Below are 17,998 nucleotides of genomic sequence, written 5' to 3'. Positions count from 1 at the left end.
ATGACGGAATTGAATCGACCCCAATCAGACCCGACGGAACTGACTGCAGCAACGGATGAAACAAGTGCGTCCGAAGCCAAGGTCAACGGAGACAAGACGCCGGAACCGGCGACAGAATCGATGCCGAGTATGGAACAGTTACTGAAAAAAGCCGAGCTCGATGCGGAGGAGCATCATGATGCATGGTTGCGCGCCAAGGCAGATGCGGAAAATATAAGAAAGCGTGCGCAAATAGACATTGCCAGCGCCCATAAATATGCAGTAGAGAACTTTTCCACTGAACTGCTCGCAGTGATGGACAGCCTGGAAGCCGCGTTGGCGGTGGAAAACGCGACGGTCGAGAATTTCAAAAGCGGAATGGAATTGACGCTCAAGCAACTGACTACCGTTTTCGAAAAATTCAATATCAAGGTGATCAATCCGGAAGGTGCGAAATTTGATCCACATCTGCATCAGGCTATGTGTACGGTAAATTCCGATCTCGCCCCCAATACGGTAGTACAGGTGATGCAGAAAGGTTACGTTTTGAACGACCGGGTGATTCGACCGGCATTAGTGTCTGTTTCCAAGGCCAGAGAGACTTGAAATTACATTCTTGATCCCCATTTTCTGCACAGACGAATATATCGCATAGCCGAATATTCGATACCAACTACTAACAAGGATCCAAATCATGGCAAAAATTATCGGCATTGACCTCGGTACCACCAACTCATGTGTGGCTGTCATCGAAAACGGCAAGCCCAAGGTCATAGAAAATTCAGAGGGGGCTCGTACAACACCGTCCATTGTCGCCTATACGGAAGATGGCGAAATTCTGGTGGGTGCTTCAGCCAAACGTCAGGCGGTTACTAATCCCAAGAACACGTTGTTCGCGGTGAAACGCCTGATTGGACGCCGGTTCAACGAGGAGATGGTGCAAAAGGATATCAAAATGGTGCCTTACAGCATTGTCAAGGCCGACAACAGTGATGCCTGGATAGAGGTGCGCGGCAAGAAGATCGCCCCGCCGGAAATATCGGCACAAGTGTTGATAAAGATGAAAAAGACCGCGGAGGATTATCTGGGTGAACCGGTTACCGAAGCCGTTATTACCGTTCCTGCCTACTTCAACGATTCCCAGCGTCAAGCGACAAAAGACGCGGGACGCATCGCCGGCCTGGAAGTCAAGCGCATCATCAATGAACCGACTGCGGCAGCCCTGGCTTTCGGCATGGATAAAAAAGAAGGTGACCGCAAGATCGCCGTGTACGATCTGGGCGGTGGCACTTTCGATATTTCCATTATCGAAATCGCGGAAGTGGAGGGCGAGCACCAGTTTGAGGTGTTGGCCACGAACGGAGATACCTTCCTGGGCGGCGAGGATTTCGACTCGCGCATCATCGAATACCTGGTGGATGAATTCAGGAAGGAAACCGGCATAGATCTGAAAAAAGATATGCTTGCACTGCAACGTCTAAAGGATTCGGCGGAAAAAGCCAAGATTGAACTTTCATCCAGTCAACAGACCGAGGTCAACCTGCCCTACATTACGGCGGATGCTTCCGGACCGAAGCACCTCGCTGTGAGAATTACCCGGGCAAAGCTGGAAAGCCTGGTGGAAGAGTTGATCGACCGGACCATGGAGCCTTGCCGGATCGCTATCAAGGATGCCGGGGTAAAGATTTCCGATATCGACGACGTTATTCTGGTGGGCGGGCAGAGCCGTATGCCCAAGGTTCAGGATAAGGTCAGGGAAATTTTCGGCAAGGAACCGCGCAAGGACGTTAATCCGGACGAAGCGGTTGCGGTAGGTGCTGCCATTCAAGGCGGTGTGTTGCAGGGTTCGGTCAAGGACGTGCTGCTGCTGGATGTTACCCCGTTATCGTTGGGCATCGAAACGCTGGGCGGTGTGATGACCAAGTTGATTCAGAAAAACACCACCATTCCGACCAAGGCGCAACAGGTATTTTCGACGGCCGAGGAAAATCAGACTGCCGTGACCATTCATGTACTGCAAGGTGAGCGCGAGATGGCGTCCGGCAACAAGAGCCTCGGTCAATTCAATCTGAGCGATATTCCGCCCTCACCGCGCGGCATGCCGCAAATCGAGGTGGCATTCGATATCGATTCAAACGGCATACTGCACGTATCCGCCAAGGATAAGGCGACGGGGAAGGAAAATAAAATCAAGATTCAGGCAAGTTCCGGCCTCTCGGATGAGGAAGTACAGCGCATGGTCAAAGATGCGGAGGCGCATGCCGAAGAGGATCATAAAACGCTGGAACTGGTTACCGCCCGCAACCAGTGTGACGCCATGATCCATTCGGTGAGAAAGACATTGAAAGAGCATGGCGAAAAACTGGATGCCGATGAAAAGTCCAAAATAGAAGATGCGCTGAAGGATGCGGAGGATGCGCTGAAATCGGATAGCAAGGATGTCATCGAGGCCAAGACTCAGGCCCTGGCCGAGGTCTCGCATAAACTGGCGGAGAAGATGTATTCGCAAGAGCAGGGTCAGCAGGCTCAACCGGGTGCGGAGCACGCTTCACATGGCGGGGGCGAAAAACCTGTTGAAGGCGAGGTAGTAGATGCTGAGTTTGAAGAAGTCAAGAACAAGAAATAAGTAAGCACAGAAAACGTCAAAGCGCAGAGATGCGGAGAGCCATTCTTCTGCATTCTGCGTTTTGCCTATTACGGGAATAGGCAAAGCAGTATCGGTTATCGTCTCCGCACTTCCGATTTTCCATTAAAACTGACATGAACAAACGCGATTACTATGAAGTTCTGGGCGTTAACCGCGACAGCAGCGAAGAGGATATAAAAAAAGCCTATCGCAGACTAGCGATGAAACATCATCCGGACCGCAATCCGGATAATCCCAAATCGGAAGAGCATTTCAAGGAGGCCAAGGAAGCCTACGAAATACTGTCGGACCCGAAGAAGCGCGCAGCATACGATCAGCATGGCCATGCCGGCGTGGATCCTAATATGGCGGGCGCGGGTGCCCAGGGATTTTCCGACGCATTCGGCGATATATTCGGCGACCTCTTCGGGGGGCGTGGAGGACAGGCCAATGTCTATCGCGGTGCGGACCTGCGCTATAACCTGGAAATTTCGCTGGAACAGGCGGCACGCGGAACCGAAACAAAGATCCGCATCCCGACGATGGATGCGTGTGAAACCTGCCATGGGAATGGCGCCAAGCCCGGTACTTCACCCGTTACGTGCCCTACCTGCAATGGTCACGGCCAAGTCAGGATGCAGCAAGGGTTTTTCTCGATTCAGCAAACCTGCCCCAAATGCCATGGAAGCGGGAAATTTATCTCGAGCCCATGCGTTACGTGCGGCGGTTCAGGACGCGTCAAGCACCATAAGACCCTATCGGTAAAGATTCCTGCCGGAGTGGATGAAGGCGACCGTATCCGTTTATCCGGGGAGGGTGAAGCTGGGGTCAACAATGGCCCGCCGGGGGATTTGTATGTCGTTATCCATCTCACTCCTCATTCTGTCTTTCAGCGCGACCACAATGATCTGCACTGCGAAATGCCCATAAGCTTTACCACTGCCGCGCTCGGCGGGGAAATTGAAATTCCTACGCTCGACGGCCACGCCAAAATCAGGATTCCCGCTGAAACTCAGAGTGGGAAAATATTCCGGTTACGCGGCAAGGGCATCAAAGGTGTGCGCAGCAATAACCAAGGCGATCTATTATGTCATGTGGTAGTGGAAACCCCGGTCAAGCTCACGGCGCGTCAGAGAGAGCTGTTGCAGGAACTGGAAGTGATCAACCAGGAAGATGGCCCTCGCCACAGCCCCCGTGCCAAATCTTGGATGGACAAGGTGCGGGAGTTCTTTGCGGAGTAATCTTCGAGCCTTTCGAGCCTATACGAATAATTTTGGCACAAGGTGCTCATCACCATACTGATTTGCTTACAGACGGCGCACCCTGCTCTTTCTGCCATCCACTTCGGATGGCGGATACAGCATTCAAAAAAGTAAACGGAGCCCATGAGTATGAGTACGCTTAAACAGACTGATTGCTCCGCTTCAGAATCTCAGATGCTTTCGCCATCAATATAGAACCACTGCCCGGCTTCGCGCACAAAACGGCTGATTTCATGCAAACGATGCGCCCGACCATCTACCTTATAGCGCGCCACAAATTCTACCATCGTGTTATCCGGCTCTGGCTGTTCATGACGCCTCACTTCCAGCCCCAGCCATTTGCAGCGCGCGCTGTGCGGTTTGTTTGCAAGTTCAAGTGAAGCGGGACGTGTACTGCGATGCCAAGTCCTCAGCAGATAATCTTCACGACCGAGGGTATAGGCGGTGTAGCGTGAGCGCATCAATGCTTCTGCAGTGGGAGCCGTTTCGCCATCATCCAGATAGCGGCCGCAGCAGCCGACGTATGTTTTGTTGTGGCCCGATAAAGGGGAGCGCCGCCGGGTTCCCACCGGTTTCGCCGTTTCCTCTGCGCAGCCGCACGGGCAGCGCATCGTTTTCGCGTCTATATCCATATCTACAGAAAGCAGCAAGATTTGGCTGAACTTCTCAAATTATTTTTTTAGCCACAACATGAACACATGGGAACAACGTTACGCCTGCCACAGCGGCGGCTCATCCATCAGCGCGATCTGTTCGCGCAACTCAAGGATGCGATCCTGCCAATAGCGCTGGGTGTTGAACCACGGGAACGCCTGCTTGAAGGCGGGATCATCCCAGCGCTGCGCGAGCCACGCCGCATAATGGATCAGGCGCAGCGTGCGCAGCGCCTCGACCAGATGCAATTCGCGTTGGTCGAAATCGCAAAAATCCTCATATCCGGCCAACACGTCGCTCAATTGCCGTACCATGTCGGAGCGGTCCCCCGACAATAACATCCACAGGTCCTGCACCGCCGGCCCCATGCGGCTGTCATCAAAATCCACAAAGTGCGGACCGTCGTCCGTCCAAAGCACATTGCCCGCATGACAGTCACCATGCAGGCGCAAGGCGCTCACTTTACCCGCGCGCGCAAAGCAGTGGCTGACGCCATCCAGCGCCTGATTCACCGCACTGCGATAGGCTGCATTGAGATCAGCCGGAATGAATTCATGCGTCAGCAGATAGTCCCGCGGTTGTTCGCCGAAGCTGGCTATATCCAGTGAGGGACGTTCGCGAAACGGCTTGAGTGCGCCAATGGCGTGGATGCGTCCGAGGAATCGCCCCATCCATTCCAGCGTGTGGCGGTTTTCCAGTTCGGGCGCACGGCCGCCATGTTTTGGAAAAACAGCGAAGCGGAATCCTTCAAAATTGTGCAGGGTTTTTCCATTCAGCACCAGCGCGGGCACGACAGGGATTTCGCGCTCGGCCAACTCCTGAACGAAGGCGTGTTCTTCCAATATCGCGGCATCCGTCCAGCGTTCGGGGCGATAAAATTTTGCCACCAGCGGCGCGCTCTCTTCCATGCCGATCTGGTAGACACGGTTCTCGTAGCTGTTGAGCGCCAACAGGCGGCCATCGCTGCGGAAGCCCACGCTTTCCAGCGCGTTCAACACACAATCGGGAGGGAGTGTAGAAAAATTTTGTGGCGGGTTACTCGTTTTTATCACTGCCAATCACTCTAGACGAGACGGTGCCGGTTTTCTTTTTTTCACGGGGTGGGAGTTGTACTGTTAGTTTTTCAAATCGGAAGGACTATACCGTAAACGACTGGTGAGTGGCTACTTGCGGTATTCGTATTCGGGAGTGAAATAATGGCGTCTGACCCTGAGGATCTCCCCGGTTGCTTGAGGTCGAGAACCGATGGATATTCAGGCGTCTATCGAGGAAAGCTCCATAAAACTTTAGATACTGGTGCCCTGCGCGGGCTTGTCGGTCGGGAGATGGCGGGTCTATACCAAGCACCAAGGCCATGAACCTATGCATACTGTGCCAGGTTGGCGAATTTCGGCTCCTGGCGTGCCCGAACCGCCTTCAAAAATCCGGTTTGCTTTCTTTTCAAAATACAAACCTGCGGCTTGAATTTACGCTACCACTGCACTATGCATAATAAACATGGCTGATATCTTCATCGGAGTCAAATAAATGGATAAAGGTGTTTGTGTGATTGTAGGTGCTGGTCCTGGTAACGGCGCCGCCATTGGGGCGCGGTTTGCGGAGAATGGTTATCAGGTGGCGCTTTGCGCCCGCAATAAAGAGAAACTGAATAAAATCGCCGGGAAGATAAAGGGTTCCCGTGCATTTCAATACGACGTCAAGGATACGGAGACCGCATCCGAGGTTTTTGCGCAGATCCGCCAGCAGTTCGGTCCGGTGGATGTTCTAATATACAACGCTGGCGCGGGCGCATTTCAGAACATAGATGACGCGACACTGGAAAGTTTTCAGGACGCTTGGGAAGTCAATTGCCGCGGGCTGTTCCAGACAGTAAAAGAGGTGCTTTCCGATATGCGCGCTGCGGGAAGCGGGAATATAGTCATTATCGGCGCGACCGCATCAATTAAAGGCGGCGCCAACTTCGCTCCTTTTGCGTCTGCAAAAGCGGGTCAGCGCGGCCTTGCACAATCATTGGCGCGATACCTCGGCCCTGAAAGGATTCATGTCAGCTACGTGATCCTCGACGGTATCCTGAATTTGCAGCGAACCCGGCAGCACATGGAAGGCAAGCCTGACGAATTCTTCATGGAACCTTCTCAGATAGCGGAAGCCGTTTACTTTCTCACGCAACAGCAATCACAGGCCTGGACATTCGAACTTGATCTTCGGCCTTTCGGAGAGAAATGGTAAAAGGGGATTGCTCGATTAGAGCGAAAAACAGCAGCAGGCTCATGGGGCGCAACCTTAGGAATCACGGAACTATGACGGCGTAGCGATCGTGCCTGGTGAATCGAAACCGCTCACCATTTAGAAACCGCTCACCATTTACCATGCGCCACTCAATAGCTTCTCTGCCCAAAACAGACCGGAAACTGTTTTATTGTCGGATATTTTCCCTGTTTTTACCCATTCCAGTGCCGTCGGCAATCCTAGCGTGAGCACCTCCAGATGTTCGCCGTCATCCAGGCTTGCGCCCTTGAAGGTGAGACCTTCCGCAAGGTAATAGATCAACCTCTCGTCCGAATAACCGATACAGGGGTGCAAGGTGGCGATATAACGCCAGTTTTCCGCCGTGTAGCCTGTTTCCTCCAGCAGTTCCCGTTGGGCGCACTTAAGCGGGTCTTCGCCGGCATCGATTTTTCCAGCAGGCAGCTCATAAAACTCCCGCTGCAGAGGATAGCGATACTGGCGTTCCAGCACCAACTCGCCATTGTCGAGCAACGGTATGATGACTACCGCGCCGGGATGCTTGATGTATTCGCGTACTGCGATTTTGCCGTCAGGCAACCGGGCTTGATCCGCTCGCACATGGAGAAGCTTGCCATCGTACACATTCTCGCTGCTGAGCGTCGTTTCCGTCAGGTCGAGGAGCGGCTTGGGCATAAAATATAAAGCAAACTTGAAAATGAATGTTGACGAAAATCCATAATCCTAAATCCGCCGCGTAACAAGCTCACCTAAAGGGTGAAGCTTACAGGATATAAAAAATCCTTTTCGATTTTAGCGCTTAGTTGACGAATGAGCGGGAAAATAAGCAGTCAACTACCGGACTCAGATGACGGGTTCGTTTCATCCGGAGGGCTATATGCTTGAGCTACCGGCGATTTAGTCGCCTCCTGTTCAATCAGCCTCGCGGATGGGAACCAGGCACTGAAAAGGCTACCTTTGCCGGGTTCGCTGACGATATCAAGTTTCGCATGATGGCAAGTCAGCACATGCTTGACAATGGCGAGGCCCAGTCCGGTACCCCCCGTTTCACGCGAACGCCCATGGTCAACCCGATAGAATCGTTCCGTAAGACGCGGGATATGTTGGGGTTCAATGCCCATGCCGCTGTCCTGTACGGAAAATACACCTTGTCCATCGTGCATTGCCCAGTTCAAAGAGATATCCCCCCCGCCAGGGGTATAGCGGATGGCGTTGCTGATAAGGTTACCGAAAGCGCTACGCAATTCGTCCGTGTTACCCAATAATTTCGTGTCGGTATCGAGATTGAGGCTGATGCGGTGGCGCCCGGCACTCAAGGATTGTGCTTCATCATAAAGCTTCCGTAACATTTCGGGAACATCGACGTTTCCTTCCCGGGCCATGTTTTCCGTATCTTCCAGCCGCGACAGCGTCAACAGGTCTTCCACCAGACTTTGCATCCGCTTGGTTTGATCGGTCATCAGCGCCAGCGCCCATTTGCGTGTTTCAGGATCTGAATGACCTTCTTCCGACAGTGTTTCGAGAAATCCGCCAACCACCGTCAGCGGCGTGCGTAGTTCGTGCGACACGTTGGCGACGAAATCCCGGCGCATGGTCTGAATTCTTTCAAAGCGCGTCACATCACGGCTGAGCAGCAGTTTCTGTTTATCCCCATAGGGCACGAGCTGTAGCGAAAGAGTCAGTCCCTGATGCCGGGATTGCTTGATTATCAGTGGTTCAGCGTAATTCTGGGCGGCAAGGTATTTGGTGAATTGAGTTTGACGCATCAGATGGGTAATATGCTGACCCGTATCAACACTTGCGTTGATGCCCAGATGCTTCTCTGCTACGGGGTTGCACCATTCGATGCGGTCTATCTCATCCATGATTACCACGCCTTCCGGCATTGCCGAGGTGGCGCGTCGCAGAAGTTCCAGCGCGGAGCTGATTTGCCGATGTTTATGGCTTTGATCACGCTTCAGGCGGGTCAAGCGTGCAAACACATCTCCCCATCTTCCGAAACCGCCAGGTAATCTGGATTCTTCAGCCTGAAGCCATTTGTCGAGTATCGTCAATTGACGCCAGTGATAAATGACCAGCAGCAGCAGCGCGACATTATAGAGGGCTAATGTTGCGAGAGTACCCAGCATCGTCAGGAGTAGCCCGGTTACAACCGTAATCAGGACCAGGTTGGCCCCATGCTCCCGGAAACGCTCCCAGAAACTGGACACGTGAGCTATTTGGAAGAATAAAGCGGGATCATTATCCCATGCTCGCCGTCAGCACCGCGGAAAGCCGATAGCCCGATCCCCTCACCGTCTGCACCAGTCCATCCTTGCTGACTGTCTCCAATGCCTTGCGTAATCGGCGGATATGCACATCCACAGTGCGATCCTCGACAAATACATGATCTCCCCATACTTGATCAAGCAGCTGAGAACGGCTGTATACCCGCTCGGCATGAGTCATCAGAAAATGCAGCAACCGGAATTCGGTAGGACCCAGCACTACTTCATTGCCGTCAGCGGTTACGCGATGAGCAGCCGAGTCGAGGTGCAGTCCGCCGATCTCGACCATATCGTCGGCTGCTTCGGGCGAGCGCCGCCGCAGCACCGCCTTGATTCTCGCGAGCATCTCACGCGGAGAGAAAGGCTTGGTAATGTAATCGTCGGCGCCGATCTCCAGCCCCGCCACCTTATCGCCTTCTTCTGCGCGAGCCGTAAGCATGATGATAGGAATTGTTTTAGTGCGCGCGGTGCGCCGCAGCACGCGGGCGAATTCGATTCCGCTCATTCCCGGCAGCATCCAGTCGAGCAGCACCAGATCCGGTAGCGCATCATTGATGATTTCCATGGCTTCTTCCGCATTTCGGGCGGAAAAAACGATATGTCTGGCTTGCCGCAAACTATATGAGATTAAATCCTGGATCGCTGGTTCATCTTCAACCACCAGTATTGTCGCTGCCATCGGCATATTCCTTCTATTCGTGATTATTTCTCTTCGATTTTGATTGTCCTTATATTGCGATGATATGTAAACAATATTGCGGTTTCGTGACACTTGCATCCTCCCCTTGCCGAATGCAGAGCGTTTTCCAGGTCCTGCCGCGCGCCAGTTTTACAAGATCAGGATAACGCGGTAGTCGTTGACATTCGTACGGGTTGGGCCGGTAACGACCAAATCACCAAGCTGCTGAAAGAACGTATAAGAATCGTTGCGGGCAAGCAATGCCGATGCGTCCATCCCTGCCTGCCTTGCACGGTATAAGGAATCAGGCGCGGCGATCGCGCCGGCATTGTTTTCCGTTCCGTCTATGCCATCAGTATCGCATGCGAGCGCATGAATATTCTCTGCACCATCGAGCTCAACGGCAAGAGATAACAGGAATTCAGTATTCCGGCCGCCACGTCCGCGATGGGTGCTATGGTCACCGTAGGTGCCGTTTCGCTTTTTACCCAATGTAACGGTCGTTTCGCCGCCCGAGATTAGCGCTAACGGGGGTCTCCAAGGGTGCCCATATCGGCGGATTTCCCTGATCAAGGCGGCGAAGACCCTGGCGACATCGCTCGACTCGCCGGTAACGGAATCACCCAGTATTACAGCGGGAATGCCTTGAGTACGAAAATATTCGGCGGCGGCCACCAACGATTCGTGCGCGGTAGCGATCACCCGGTTTTCTACGCGACTGAATGCTGCATCGCCCGGTTTGGGGGTCTCGCCAAGCTTGCCGTTGGCGCCCGCCAGCAATATTTCCATCACGGCATCGGGTGCCTGGATGCCGTGATACTCGATGATTGCGAGCGCATCCGCGTATGTTGTGGGGTCCGGTGCGCAAGGACCGGACGCGACATGGGTTGGATCGTCGCCAGTTACGTCTGAAATTATCAATGCCAGTACTGGCGCACGGCTTGAAGCTGCAAGCCTTCCTCCCAGGACAGCGGAAAGATGCTTGCGGACGGTGTTGATCTCTTGAATTGTCGCGCCACAGCGGAGCAATTCCGTAGTGACGGTTCGGAGATCGCTCAGCGAAATACCCGCTACCGGCAGCGATAGCAAGCTCGACCCGCCGCCGCTCAACAAGCAAAGCAGAAAATCATCCGTACCGAGTTTTTTTACTTCCGCCAAAAGATTGTGTGTGGCTTCTTCACCCTGTTCATCGGGTACCGGATGTCCGGCTTCGATAACCTGGATCCGATCGAGCAGCAAGCCGTGACCGTAGCGGGTGAGAACGATACCCTCCAGCGCCGCATCTTTTTGCCAATGTTTTTCCACTGCCAGCGCCATTGCCGCCGCAGCTTTGCCTGCACCGACCACCAGCGTACGACCCCGAGGTAATCGATGAGGTAATTGATGACGCAATTGTGGCGGCAAATGCCGGGGTACTACAAGCAGGGGATCGGCTGCGCTGACTGCGGCATGAAAGCTATTGAGCAGAAGGTTGCGGGCATGCTTATGAACGCCCATATCCACGTTGTCGCTGCTGATCATGAGTTGAGGAACTGAGCGCCGCTTTCAGGTAGCGTCCGGTAAAGCTCTTTTCGTCCGCTGCTATTTGCTCCGGCGTTCCCTGGGCAATGATCTCTCCGCCGCCCCCGCCGCCTTCGGGGCCAAGATCGATAATCCAGTCGGCAGTCTTGATCACATCCAGGTTATGTTCGATGACAACTACGGTATTGCCATGGTCGCGCAAGCGATGCAACACTTTCAGCAACAGATCGATGTCCTGGAAATGCAGGCCTGTCGTGGGCTCGTCAAGAATATAGAGCGTGCGGCCGGTGTCGCGTTTGGAAAGTTCAAGCGACAGTTTTACCCGCTGGGCTTCGCCCCCGGAAAGCGTGGTCGCGGACTGGCCCAGGGTGATATAGCCAAGGCCGACATCCAGCAAGGTTTGCAGCTTGCGCGCCACGACCGGCACAGGGCTGAAAAACTCGCGTGCCTGTTCCACCGTCATATGCAGAATTTCGTTGATGTTTTTTCCCTTGTACTGAATCTCCAGGGTTTCGCGGTTATAGCGCTTGCCATGGCAGACATCGCATGACACATATATATCCGGGAGAAAATGCATTTCAACCTTGATCATGCCGTCGCCCTGGCAGGCTTCACAGCGCCCGCCCTTGACGTTGAATGAGAATCGCCCGGGTCCATAGCCGCGTTCACGCGCCTGGGGAACACCGGCGTACAACTCCCGGACTGGCGTGAACAGGCCGGTATAGGTGGCCGGGTTTGAACGCGGCGTGCGCCCGATGGGGCTCTGGTCCATGCTGATGACCTTGTCGAAAAAGGCCAGTCCATCCAGATTCCGGTACGGTGCGGGCTCTGCGGTGCTGCCATATAGATGGCGAGCGGTTGCATGGTAAAGCGTTTCGTTGATGAGCGTGGATTTGCCTGAACCGGATACGCCGGTTATGCAGACGAATAATCCGACAGGCAGGTTGAGATTGACGTTCTTGAGGTTGTTGCCGGATGCGCCTTCGATCCTGAGCCAGCGATCGCTTTTCGGTTCGGTGCGTTTTTCCGGCAGCGCGATGGCCAGTTCACCCGAAAGATATTTACCGGTGAGCGAGCCGGGATCCTGTTGAATAGCCTCGGGTGTTCCCTGTGCGATGATCAATCCGCCATGCTCGCCTGCACCCGGACCCATGTCCACCACATGATCGGCGGTAAGTATGGCATCCTGGTCATGTTCCACCACGATGACGCTATTGCCGAGATCGCGCAGATTCTTGAGCGTTTCCAGCAAGCGTCCATTGTCCCGCTGGTGCAGGCCGATGGAAGGCTCATCCAGCACATACATCACGCCGGTCAAGCCTGATCCGATCTGGCTGGCGAGGCGGATACGCTGGGATTCTCCACCAGACAAGGTGTCGGCGGAACGGTCCAGCGACAGATAATCCAACCCGACATTGTTGAGAAATAATATGCGGCTGGAAATCTCCTTGATGATTCTTTCCGCGATGGCAAATTTGTGCCCCGTCAGTGTTACCTGATCGAAAAAATCCTTCGCCTCCTTCAGCGGCAGCGCGTTGACTTCATAAATAGCGCGTCCTCCCACGTGAACATGGCGCGCTTCGCGGCGTAGCCGGGTTCCGCCACATTCAGGGCAGGTTTGGGAATTGAGGTATTTCGCCAGTTCCTCACGTACGGCGATCGATTCGGTTTCCTTGTAACGCCGCTCCAGATTGGGAATGATGCCTTCAAAGGTATGTTTGCGATAGCTGCGTTTACCGCTCTCGTTCAAATACGAGAAAGAGATTTTTTCCTTGGCTGATCCGTGCAGAATAATATCTTGCAGATTCTCGGCAAGCTGTTCGAACGGCACTTCCAGATCAAAATCGTAGTGGTTGGCAAGGCTCGCCAGCAACTGGTAATAAAATTGATTACGCCGATCCCAGCTCTTGATCGCGCCGGAAGCCAGCGACAGGTGAGGAAAAGCCACCACCCGTTTGGGATCGAAAAAGGTTATTTTCCCCAGGCCGTCACACTTGGGGCACGCACCCATCGGGTTGTTGAAGGAGAATAAGCGGGGTTCGAGTTCCGGCAGGGAGTAGCTGCATACCGGACAACTAAACCTGGCCGAAAAAAGATGCTCATGGCCCGAATCCATTTCCACCGCTAAAGCGCGTCCGTCGGCATGGCGCAGCGCGGTTTCGAACGATTCCGCCAGCCGCTGCTTGGAATCGGGTGAAACTTTGAGCCTGTCCACCACGACTTCCACCGTATGCTTTTTATTTTTTTGCAATTTCGGCAGCGTATCGATCTCATGCACTTCACCATCGATTCGCAGCCGCACAAAGCCCTGCGCGCGCAGCTCATCGATCAAATCCATTTGCTCGCCCTTGCGCCCCACCACCAACGGCGCCAGTATCATCAGCCTGGTTTCCGCGGGTAGCCGCATGACGTGATCGACCATTTGCGAGACGCTTTGCACCGTCAGCGTGATGCCATGATCAGGACACTGTGGATCGCCCACGCGCGCAAACAGCAGGCGCATGTAATCATGAATTTCGGTAACGGTGCCGACGGTGGAACGCGGGTTATGCGAAGTCGCTTTTTGCTCTATGGCTATGGCGGGAGAGAGCCCCTCTATCAGATCGACGTCGGGTTTTTCCATCAATTGCAGAAACTGGCGCGCATATGCCGAGAGCGATTCCACATAGCGCCGCTGGCCTTCCGCATACAGGGTGTCGAACGCGAGTGAAGACTTGCCGGACCCGGACAGGCCGGTGATGACGATCAGTTTGTTTCGCGGCAAATCAAGACTGATGTTTTTGAGATTGTGCGTACGCGCACCGCGAATTTTTATAAGTTCCATCGACTGCTTCCATTTGGCTGCTCATAGACTACCTGCGACGACATGTCGTTACTTGGACTATCCGTAACATCCTGAGTCGAGGCTATCTGAGTGCCGGTCAAACCTGTTAATATACGCAACTTTCCGCATTTCCCCAATCTGATTCATGTCCTCCTCATTACCTCCCGATAAAATGTCGCCGATAGAGCTGCGCGCTACAGCCGGCCTGGCGGGAATTTACGGGCTGCGCATGTTGGGGATGTTCATCATTCTGCCGGTATTCGCGTTCTATGCCGAGCATCTCCCCGGCGGCGCCAGCTATACGCTGGTAGGTATTGCACTTGGCGCATATGGGTTGACTCAGGCCATACTGCAAATTCCGTTTGGCTGGCTGTCCGATCGCATCGGCCGCAAGCCCGTCATTTACATCGGATTGATTCTGTTCGCAATCGGCAGTTTTGTTGCCGCATCCGCCACCGATATTTACGTGGTGATCCTTGGGCGCGTCATCCAGGGTGCGGGGGCGATTTCCGCGGCTGTGATGGCGCTTGCCGCCGACCTTACCCGTGAAGAGCACCGGACCAAGGCAATGGCCGCGATCGGCATGACCATAGGTGCGACCTTTGCGCTCTCGTTGATTATTGCGCCAGCACTAAATAATGTGATCGGTGTGCCGGGAATTTTTGCGATGACCGGCGTGCTGGCACTACTGGCGATGGTGGTTGTTTTCAAAATCATTCCCGATCCGGTAATCAGCCGCTTTCATTCCGATACCGAAGCATCCGCCGGACGTTTCCGGAATGTGTTGCGCAACCCGCAACTGCTGCGCCTGGATTTCGGTGTGTTTGCATTGCACGCGACATTGATGGCGCTGTGGCTGGTGGTGCCGTTGTCGTTACGAACGACCGGACTGGCAGCGGACCACCACTGGCAGGTATATTTGCCGGTGCTGCTCCTTTCCATGGTATTGATCGTTCCGGCGATCATTTATGGTGAAAAGAAGGCCAAGCTCAAGCAGATATTCGTCATTTCGGTGGCTGTATTGCTTGCCAGCCAGGTGATGCTGGCCTATGCATTCGATTCGCTATGGGGCACTACCTTGGCGCTGCTGGTGTTCTTCACTGCCTTCAATCTTCTGGAAGCGACTTTGCCCTCACTCATTTCCAAGATTGCGCCGGTGGGTGCGAAAGGCACCGCCATTGGCGTCTATAGCAGCGTCCAGTTTCTCGGTGCATTTGTAGGTGCAACCGTAGGCGGCTATTTGTATCAGCATTATGGGGCCTCTGCACTCTATGCATTCTGCGGAGCCCTGCTTACATTATGGCTTGTTTTTGCCGTTACGATGAAAGCCCCTGCCGCTGTGCGCACCAGAATGTACCATGTGCAAGAGATGGATACGGGCAGGGCCAGCGGTCTATCCCGCCAGCTGGCGGCGCTGCCCGGCGTACATGAGGCGCTGGTGCTGGCGAGCGAAGGCGTGGCCTATCTGAAAGTGGATATGAGAGGTTTCGACGAAGAAGGCGTTGTTCAATTATTGGGGGGAGAAGCGTAATGGCATCAGTCAACAAGGTAATACTCATTGGCAATCTCGGCAAAGACCCCGAGACGCGTTATATGCCCAATGGCGACGCCGTGACCAATATCACTTTGGCGACCACGGAAACCTGGAAGGATAAAAACGGCGAAAAACAGGAAAAAACCGAATGGCATCGCGTCACCTTTTATCGCAAGCTTGCTGAAATCGCCGGCGAATATCTGAAAAAAGGCCGTCCGGTATATGTGGAGGGACGGTTGGAAACGCGCAAATGGACTGACAAGGCGGGTGTGGAGCGCTATACCACCGACATCATCGCCAGTGATATGAAGATGCTCGGCAGCAAACCCGGCAGCGCCGGTTTTGATTCGGACAGGGAAGGGCGGGACGAGAGCAACTTTGCGCCGAGTCCATCGGGGAGCAAAGCGCCTGCTAAAAGCAGCAGTGGGTTTGATGATATGGATGATGACATTCCGTTTTAAGGTATGTTTTTTTTAAAAATAAAAAAACTTCACGGAGTCTTCCTGCTCGGAAAGCCGATTTTCGGCTGGGCGAGATGGTGAGTAGGGTTGTCGAGTTTGCAAAGCTCTGTCTGATTACATTTGAAAAAAGTTCAACTTTCCAGGGTTCGCTTAGAACCATAAACAGCAGCGTATCAAGTGCTCATACAACAACGGAACTCACTGCAAGTTCATATAAGTTCGCTATGCTGTCCACAGTTTGAAGCCCCGTGCTTCGATGCCATTAAGAACTGGTTTCTTGGCTGTTTTCGGAACGCCTAACAACAAGAGGTCTCTTGCACGAGTCACTGCAACATAACCAATTCGTCCCTCTTCGCTTGTGGCGCCTTGCAAAAGCTTGTTTATGTCACTTGTTTGAGCAAGGTACAAAACAACGGGGATACCTTCGCCTTTTACTTTATGCACTGTATCAACTCGGATGGCGGATGAGTCCTTTCGCCCTAGGTCATCCTGCCACAATGGTGCATCTGAAAGGCCGGTAACCGTAACGTTGTTGGCCCAGTTTGCAGAACGTAGGTAGCTAGTTTTAGCCTCAATCGACGCAAGAAAGATACGCACCCGCTTTTTTAGTGTCGGATGCCACTTCGACCTTGCGGCCAGCTTGGAGTCTGGTATACCAGCGGCAGGTGATCGAAGAAATCCCCACAGAATTCGCCGAAGCGTTTTAGTATCACCTTCTGCCGTTGTGCTCAGCAAGTCTCTTCTCAACACATCCGGGGGGCTATTAAGCAACCTAAGTATCGCACTGACCGCATGCTCAAATGCGGTAGCGATATCTCCGCTACAGTCACGGAGGACCGCTGCCCGTGCAAAGTACCCTGTTGCACCACGTCCAACGTCGCTTCCTCCTCCGGCAAGCTTATCTATGGATGAGTTACCGCGGCAGACAACGACTGCTTCGTGAGGTGCGTATTTGTTCGCTTCTAGAATTGCCACAAACGTGGTCATTAGCGCATCAAGGTCGGTTTCATCGTAGCGGAGATAGAATGCGCCATGCTTTCGGTCAGCAGGCTCCCGAAATGGGGTGGTTTTGGTGCCCGCGAGTCGGTCAGCGACTTCGATAATGGAGCTTACCGATCTCCGGTTTTGCGACAGGGGAAAGGTGCGGATACCAGAAGTCATAGAATATTGGCGGAGGAACCTACCGTCTGCCCCAGCAAAGTCATAAATACCCTGATTGGGGTCTCCAATCAAAGACACACTTGTGCCGCCCTGGATTAAAATAGATATTAGATGTCCGTGTAGTGGGCCTATATCTTGCGCCTCATCAACGAGAATGTATGGGTATCGACGGCAGACGGCTTTGTACAGGCGGTCGTTCTCGATCAATGTTCGAATAGCCCAGTAGCGAGCAAGCTCATGCGTGTAAGAACCAGCCTTGCCAAGCTTTTCGATTGCTTGTATTGCCTTCCATTCTTCAATGGGGACCGATTGTTTACCAGGAGCGTGTAATGCGCATTCAAGGCTCCCATTATCTTTGAATTTGACTCGTAGCTCTGTGATGTCGTGTGGGTACATCCCATCAAATATCTTGAACCCGTTTAGAAACGGCTCAGCGCCTTGCACCAAGAAGGGTTGTCTAGACGCTCCCATTGTTCGCGCGGCGTGCGGCCTTAGCACATAGGTTGTTAAGAATGAGTCCACTGTTTCAATGAGCACTCGAGGCGACAACCCCGGCATCGTACGGGTTAGAGCACGGTATTCACGACGGAAAGTTTCTACGGCGATATTGGAATATGAAAAGAGGGCGATATATCCCCGACCATCACCCAATCGTCTCCGAATTTCAACTAAACGTCGAACTGCCGTTGCGGTCTTGCCACTTCCCGGGCATGCGATAACACATTGCGGAGTGAGATCGGCTCCAATGATGGCTTCCTGCTCCTTTGTTAGGATGAATTCCAT

14 protein-coding genes are annotated in these 17,998 nt (G+C 53.5%); 6 read left to right on the top strand and 8 right to left on the bottom strand.

Annotated elements, in window-relative coordinates; translation table 11 throughout:
* The 3 genes from grpE to dnaJ all read left to right on the top strand — a co-directional run bounded on the left by grpE (position 1) and on the right by dnaJ (position 3,846).
* Complete coding sequence (gene grpE / locus KJS40_RS11295) at positions 1-585, top strand: nucleotide exchange factor GrpE (protein WP_213537825.1); 585 nt, start codon at positions 1-3, stop codon at positions 583-585.
* Between the two features lie 88 nt (positions 586-673).
* Positions 674-2,605, top strand: a complete 1,932-nt coding sequence (gene dnaK, locus KJS40_RS11290) for a molecular chaperone DnaK (protein ID WP_213537823.1) — start codon at positions 674-676, stop codon at positions 2,603-2,605.
* Between the two features lie 134 nt (positions 2,606-2,739).
* Positions 2,740-3,846 (top strand): molecular chaperone DnaJ, encoded by a 1,107-nt coding sequence (dnaJ, locus tag KJS40_RS11285; RefSeq protein ID WP_213537821.1) that lies wholly within the window; start codon positions 2,740-2,742, stop codon positions 3,844-3,846.
* Positions 3,847-4,037: 191 nt separating this feature from the next.
* Here the strand turns inward: dnaJ and KJS40_RS11280 are convergent, their stop codons facing one another.
* Together KJS40_RS11280 and KJS40_RS11275 are read right to left on the bottom strand one after the other, a co-directional pair.
* The gene (locus tag KJS40_RS11280; protein WP_244859572.1) at positions 4,038-4,517 is read right to left on the bottom strand and encodes a YchJ family metal-binding protein; all 480 of its coding nucleotides are present in this window, start codon (positions 4,515-4,517) and stop codon (positions 4,038-4,040) included.
* A gap of 60 nt (positions 4,518-4,577) precedes the next feature.
* Positions 4,578-5,516: a serine/threonine protein kinase gene (locus KJS40_RS11275; RefSeq protein WP_244859571.1), complete on the bottom strand. Its 939-nt coding sequence runs from the start codon at positions 5,514-5,516 to the stop codon at positions 4,578-4,580.
* A gap of 532 nt (positions 5,517-6,048) precedes the next feature.
* Here KJS40_RS11275 and KJS40_RS11270 point away from each other — a divergent pair.
* Positions 6,049-6,750, top strand: coding sequence for an SDR family NAD(P)-dependent oxidoreductase (locus tag KJS40_RS11270; RefSeq protein WP_213537819.1), 702 nt, complete (start codon positions 6,049-6,051; stop codon positions 6,748-6,750).
* 135 nt (positions 6,751-6,885) lie between these two features.
* Here KJS40_RS11270 and KJS40_RS11265 read toward each other — a convergent pair whose 3' ends face one another.
* From KJS40_RS11265 to uvrA, 5 genes are all read right to left on the bottom strand, one after another.
* Complete coding sequence (locus tag KJS40_RS11265; RefSeq protein WP_213537817.1) at positions 6,886-7,443, bottom strand: NUDIX hydrolase; 558 nt, start codon at positions 7,441-7,443, stop codon at positions 6,886-6,888.
* A gap of 155 nt (positions 7,444-7,598) precedes the next feature.
* The gene (gene phoR, locus KJS40_RS11260) at positions 7,599-8,978 is read right to left on the bottom strand and encodes a phosphate regulon sensor histidine kinase PhoR (RefSeq protein WP_348529524.1); all 1,380 of its coding nucleotides are present in this window, start codon (positions 8,976-8,978) and stop codon (positions 7,599-7,601) included.
* A 31-nt stretch (positions 8,979-9,009) separates the two neighbouring features.
* Positions 9,010-9,714: a phosphate regulon transcriptional regulator PhoB gene (phoB, locus tag KJS40_RS11255; RefSeq protein ID WP_025041205.1), complete on the bottom strand. Its 705-nt coding sequence runs from the start codon at positions 9,712-9,714 to the stop codon at positions 9,010-9,012.
* A gap of 150 nt (positions 9,715-9,864) precedes the next feature.
* On the bottom strand, positions 9,865-11,235 hold the full coding sequence (locus KJS40_RS11250; RefSeq protein WP_244859569.1) for a glycerate kinase: 1,371 nt from the start codon (positions 11,233-11,235) through the stop codon (positions 9,865-9,867).
* On the bottom strand, positions 11,198-14,059 hold the full coding sequence (gene uvrA / locus KJS40_RS11245; protein ID WP_213537815.1) for an excinuclease ABC subunit UvrA: 2,862 nt from the start codon (positions 14,057-14,059) through the stop codon (positions 11,198-11,200). The genes KJS40_RS11250 and uvrA overlap by 38 nt, the downstream gene beginning before the upstream one ends.
* A gap of 145 nt (positions 14,060-14,204) precedes the next feature.
* On the opposite strand from uvrA, the gene KJS40_RS11240 reads away from it, so the two are divergent.
* Together KJS40_RS11240 and ssb are read left to right on the top strand one after the other, a co-directional pair.
* Positions 14,205-15,590 carry an MFS transporter gene (locus KJS40_RS11240; protein WP_244859568.1) on the top strand — a complete coding sequence of 462 codons (1,386 nt, stop codon included), beginning with the start codon at positions 14,205-14,207 and terminating at the stop codon, positions 15,588-15,590.
* Entirely contained in the window at positions 15,590-16,054 is a 465-nt protein-coding gene (ssb, locus tag KJS40_RS11235) for a single-stranded DNA-binding protein (RefSeq protein WP_090460322.1), read from the top strand. The genes KJS40_RS11240 and ssb overlap by 1 nt, the downstream gene beginning before the upstream one ends.
* 222 nt (positions 16,055-16,276) lie before the next feature.
* Here the strand turns inward: ssb and KJS40_RS11230 are convergent, their stop codons facing one another.
* On the bottom strand, positions 16,277-17,998 hold the full coding sequence (locus KJS40_RS11230) for an ATP-dependent helicase (protein ID WP_213537813.1): 1,722 nt from the start codon (positions 17,996-17,998) through the stop codon (positions 16,277-16,279).

Source organism: Nitrosospira sp. NRS527 (genome assembly GCF_018406445.1).
GTDB lineage: Bacteria > Pseudomonadota > Gammaproteobacteria > Burkholderiales > Nitrosomonadaceae > Nitrosospira > Nitrosospira briensis.
Note: the sequence above shows the minus strand (reverse complement) of the source record. Positions and strands in the feature narration are given on the sequence as shown.

What these genes read in the sequence shown, in the direction of transcription:
- dnaK (WP_213537823.1), top strand. Translation starts at nt 674, where the DNA reads ATGGCAAAAATTATCGGCATTGACCTCGGTACCACCAACTCATGTGTG.
- KJS40_RS11240 (WP_244859568.1), top strand. Translation starts at nt 14,205, where the DNA reads ATGTCCTCCTCATTACCTCCCGATAAAATGTCGCCGATAGAGCTGCGC.
- KJS40_RS11270 (WP_213537819.1), top strand. Translation starts at nt 6,049, where the DNA reads ATGGATAAAGGTGTTTGTGTGATTGTAGGTGCTGGTCCTGGTAACGGC.
- KJS40_RS11230 (WP_213537813.1), bottom strand. Translation starts at nt 17,998, where the DNA reads ATGGAATTCATCCTAACAAAGGAGCAGGAAGCCATCATTGGAGCCGAT.
- grpE (WP_213537825.1), top strand. Translation starts at nt 1, where the DNA reads ATGACGGAATTGAATCGACCCCAATCAGACCCGACGGAACTGACTGCA.
- dnaJ (WP_213537821.1), top strand. Translation starts at nt 2,740, where the DNA reads ATGAACAAACGCGATTACTATGAAGTTCTGGGCGTTAACCGCGACAGC.
- KJS40_RS11265 (WP_213537817.1), bottom strand. Translation starts at nt 7,443, where the DNA reads ATGCCCAAGCCGCTCCTCGACCTGACGGAAACGACGCTCAGCAGCGAG.
- uvrA (WP_213537815.1), bottom strand. Translation starts at nt 14,059, where the DNA reads ATGGAACTTATAAAAATTCGCGGTGCGCGTACGCACAATCTCAAAAAC.
- KJS40_RS11250 (WP_244859569.1), bottom strand. Translation starts at nt 11,235, where the DNA reads ATGATCAGCAGCGACAACGTGGATATGGGCGTTCATAAGCATGCCCGC.
- ssb (WP_090460322.1), top strand. Translation starts at nt 15,590, where the DNA reads ATGGCATCAGTCAACAAGGTAATACTCATTGGCAATCTCGGCAAAGAC.
- phoB (WP_025041205.1), bottom strand. Translation starts at nt 9,714, where the DNA reads ATGGCAGCGACAATACTGGTGGTTGAAGATGAACCAGCGATCCAGGAT.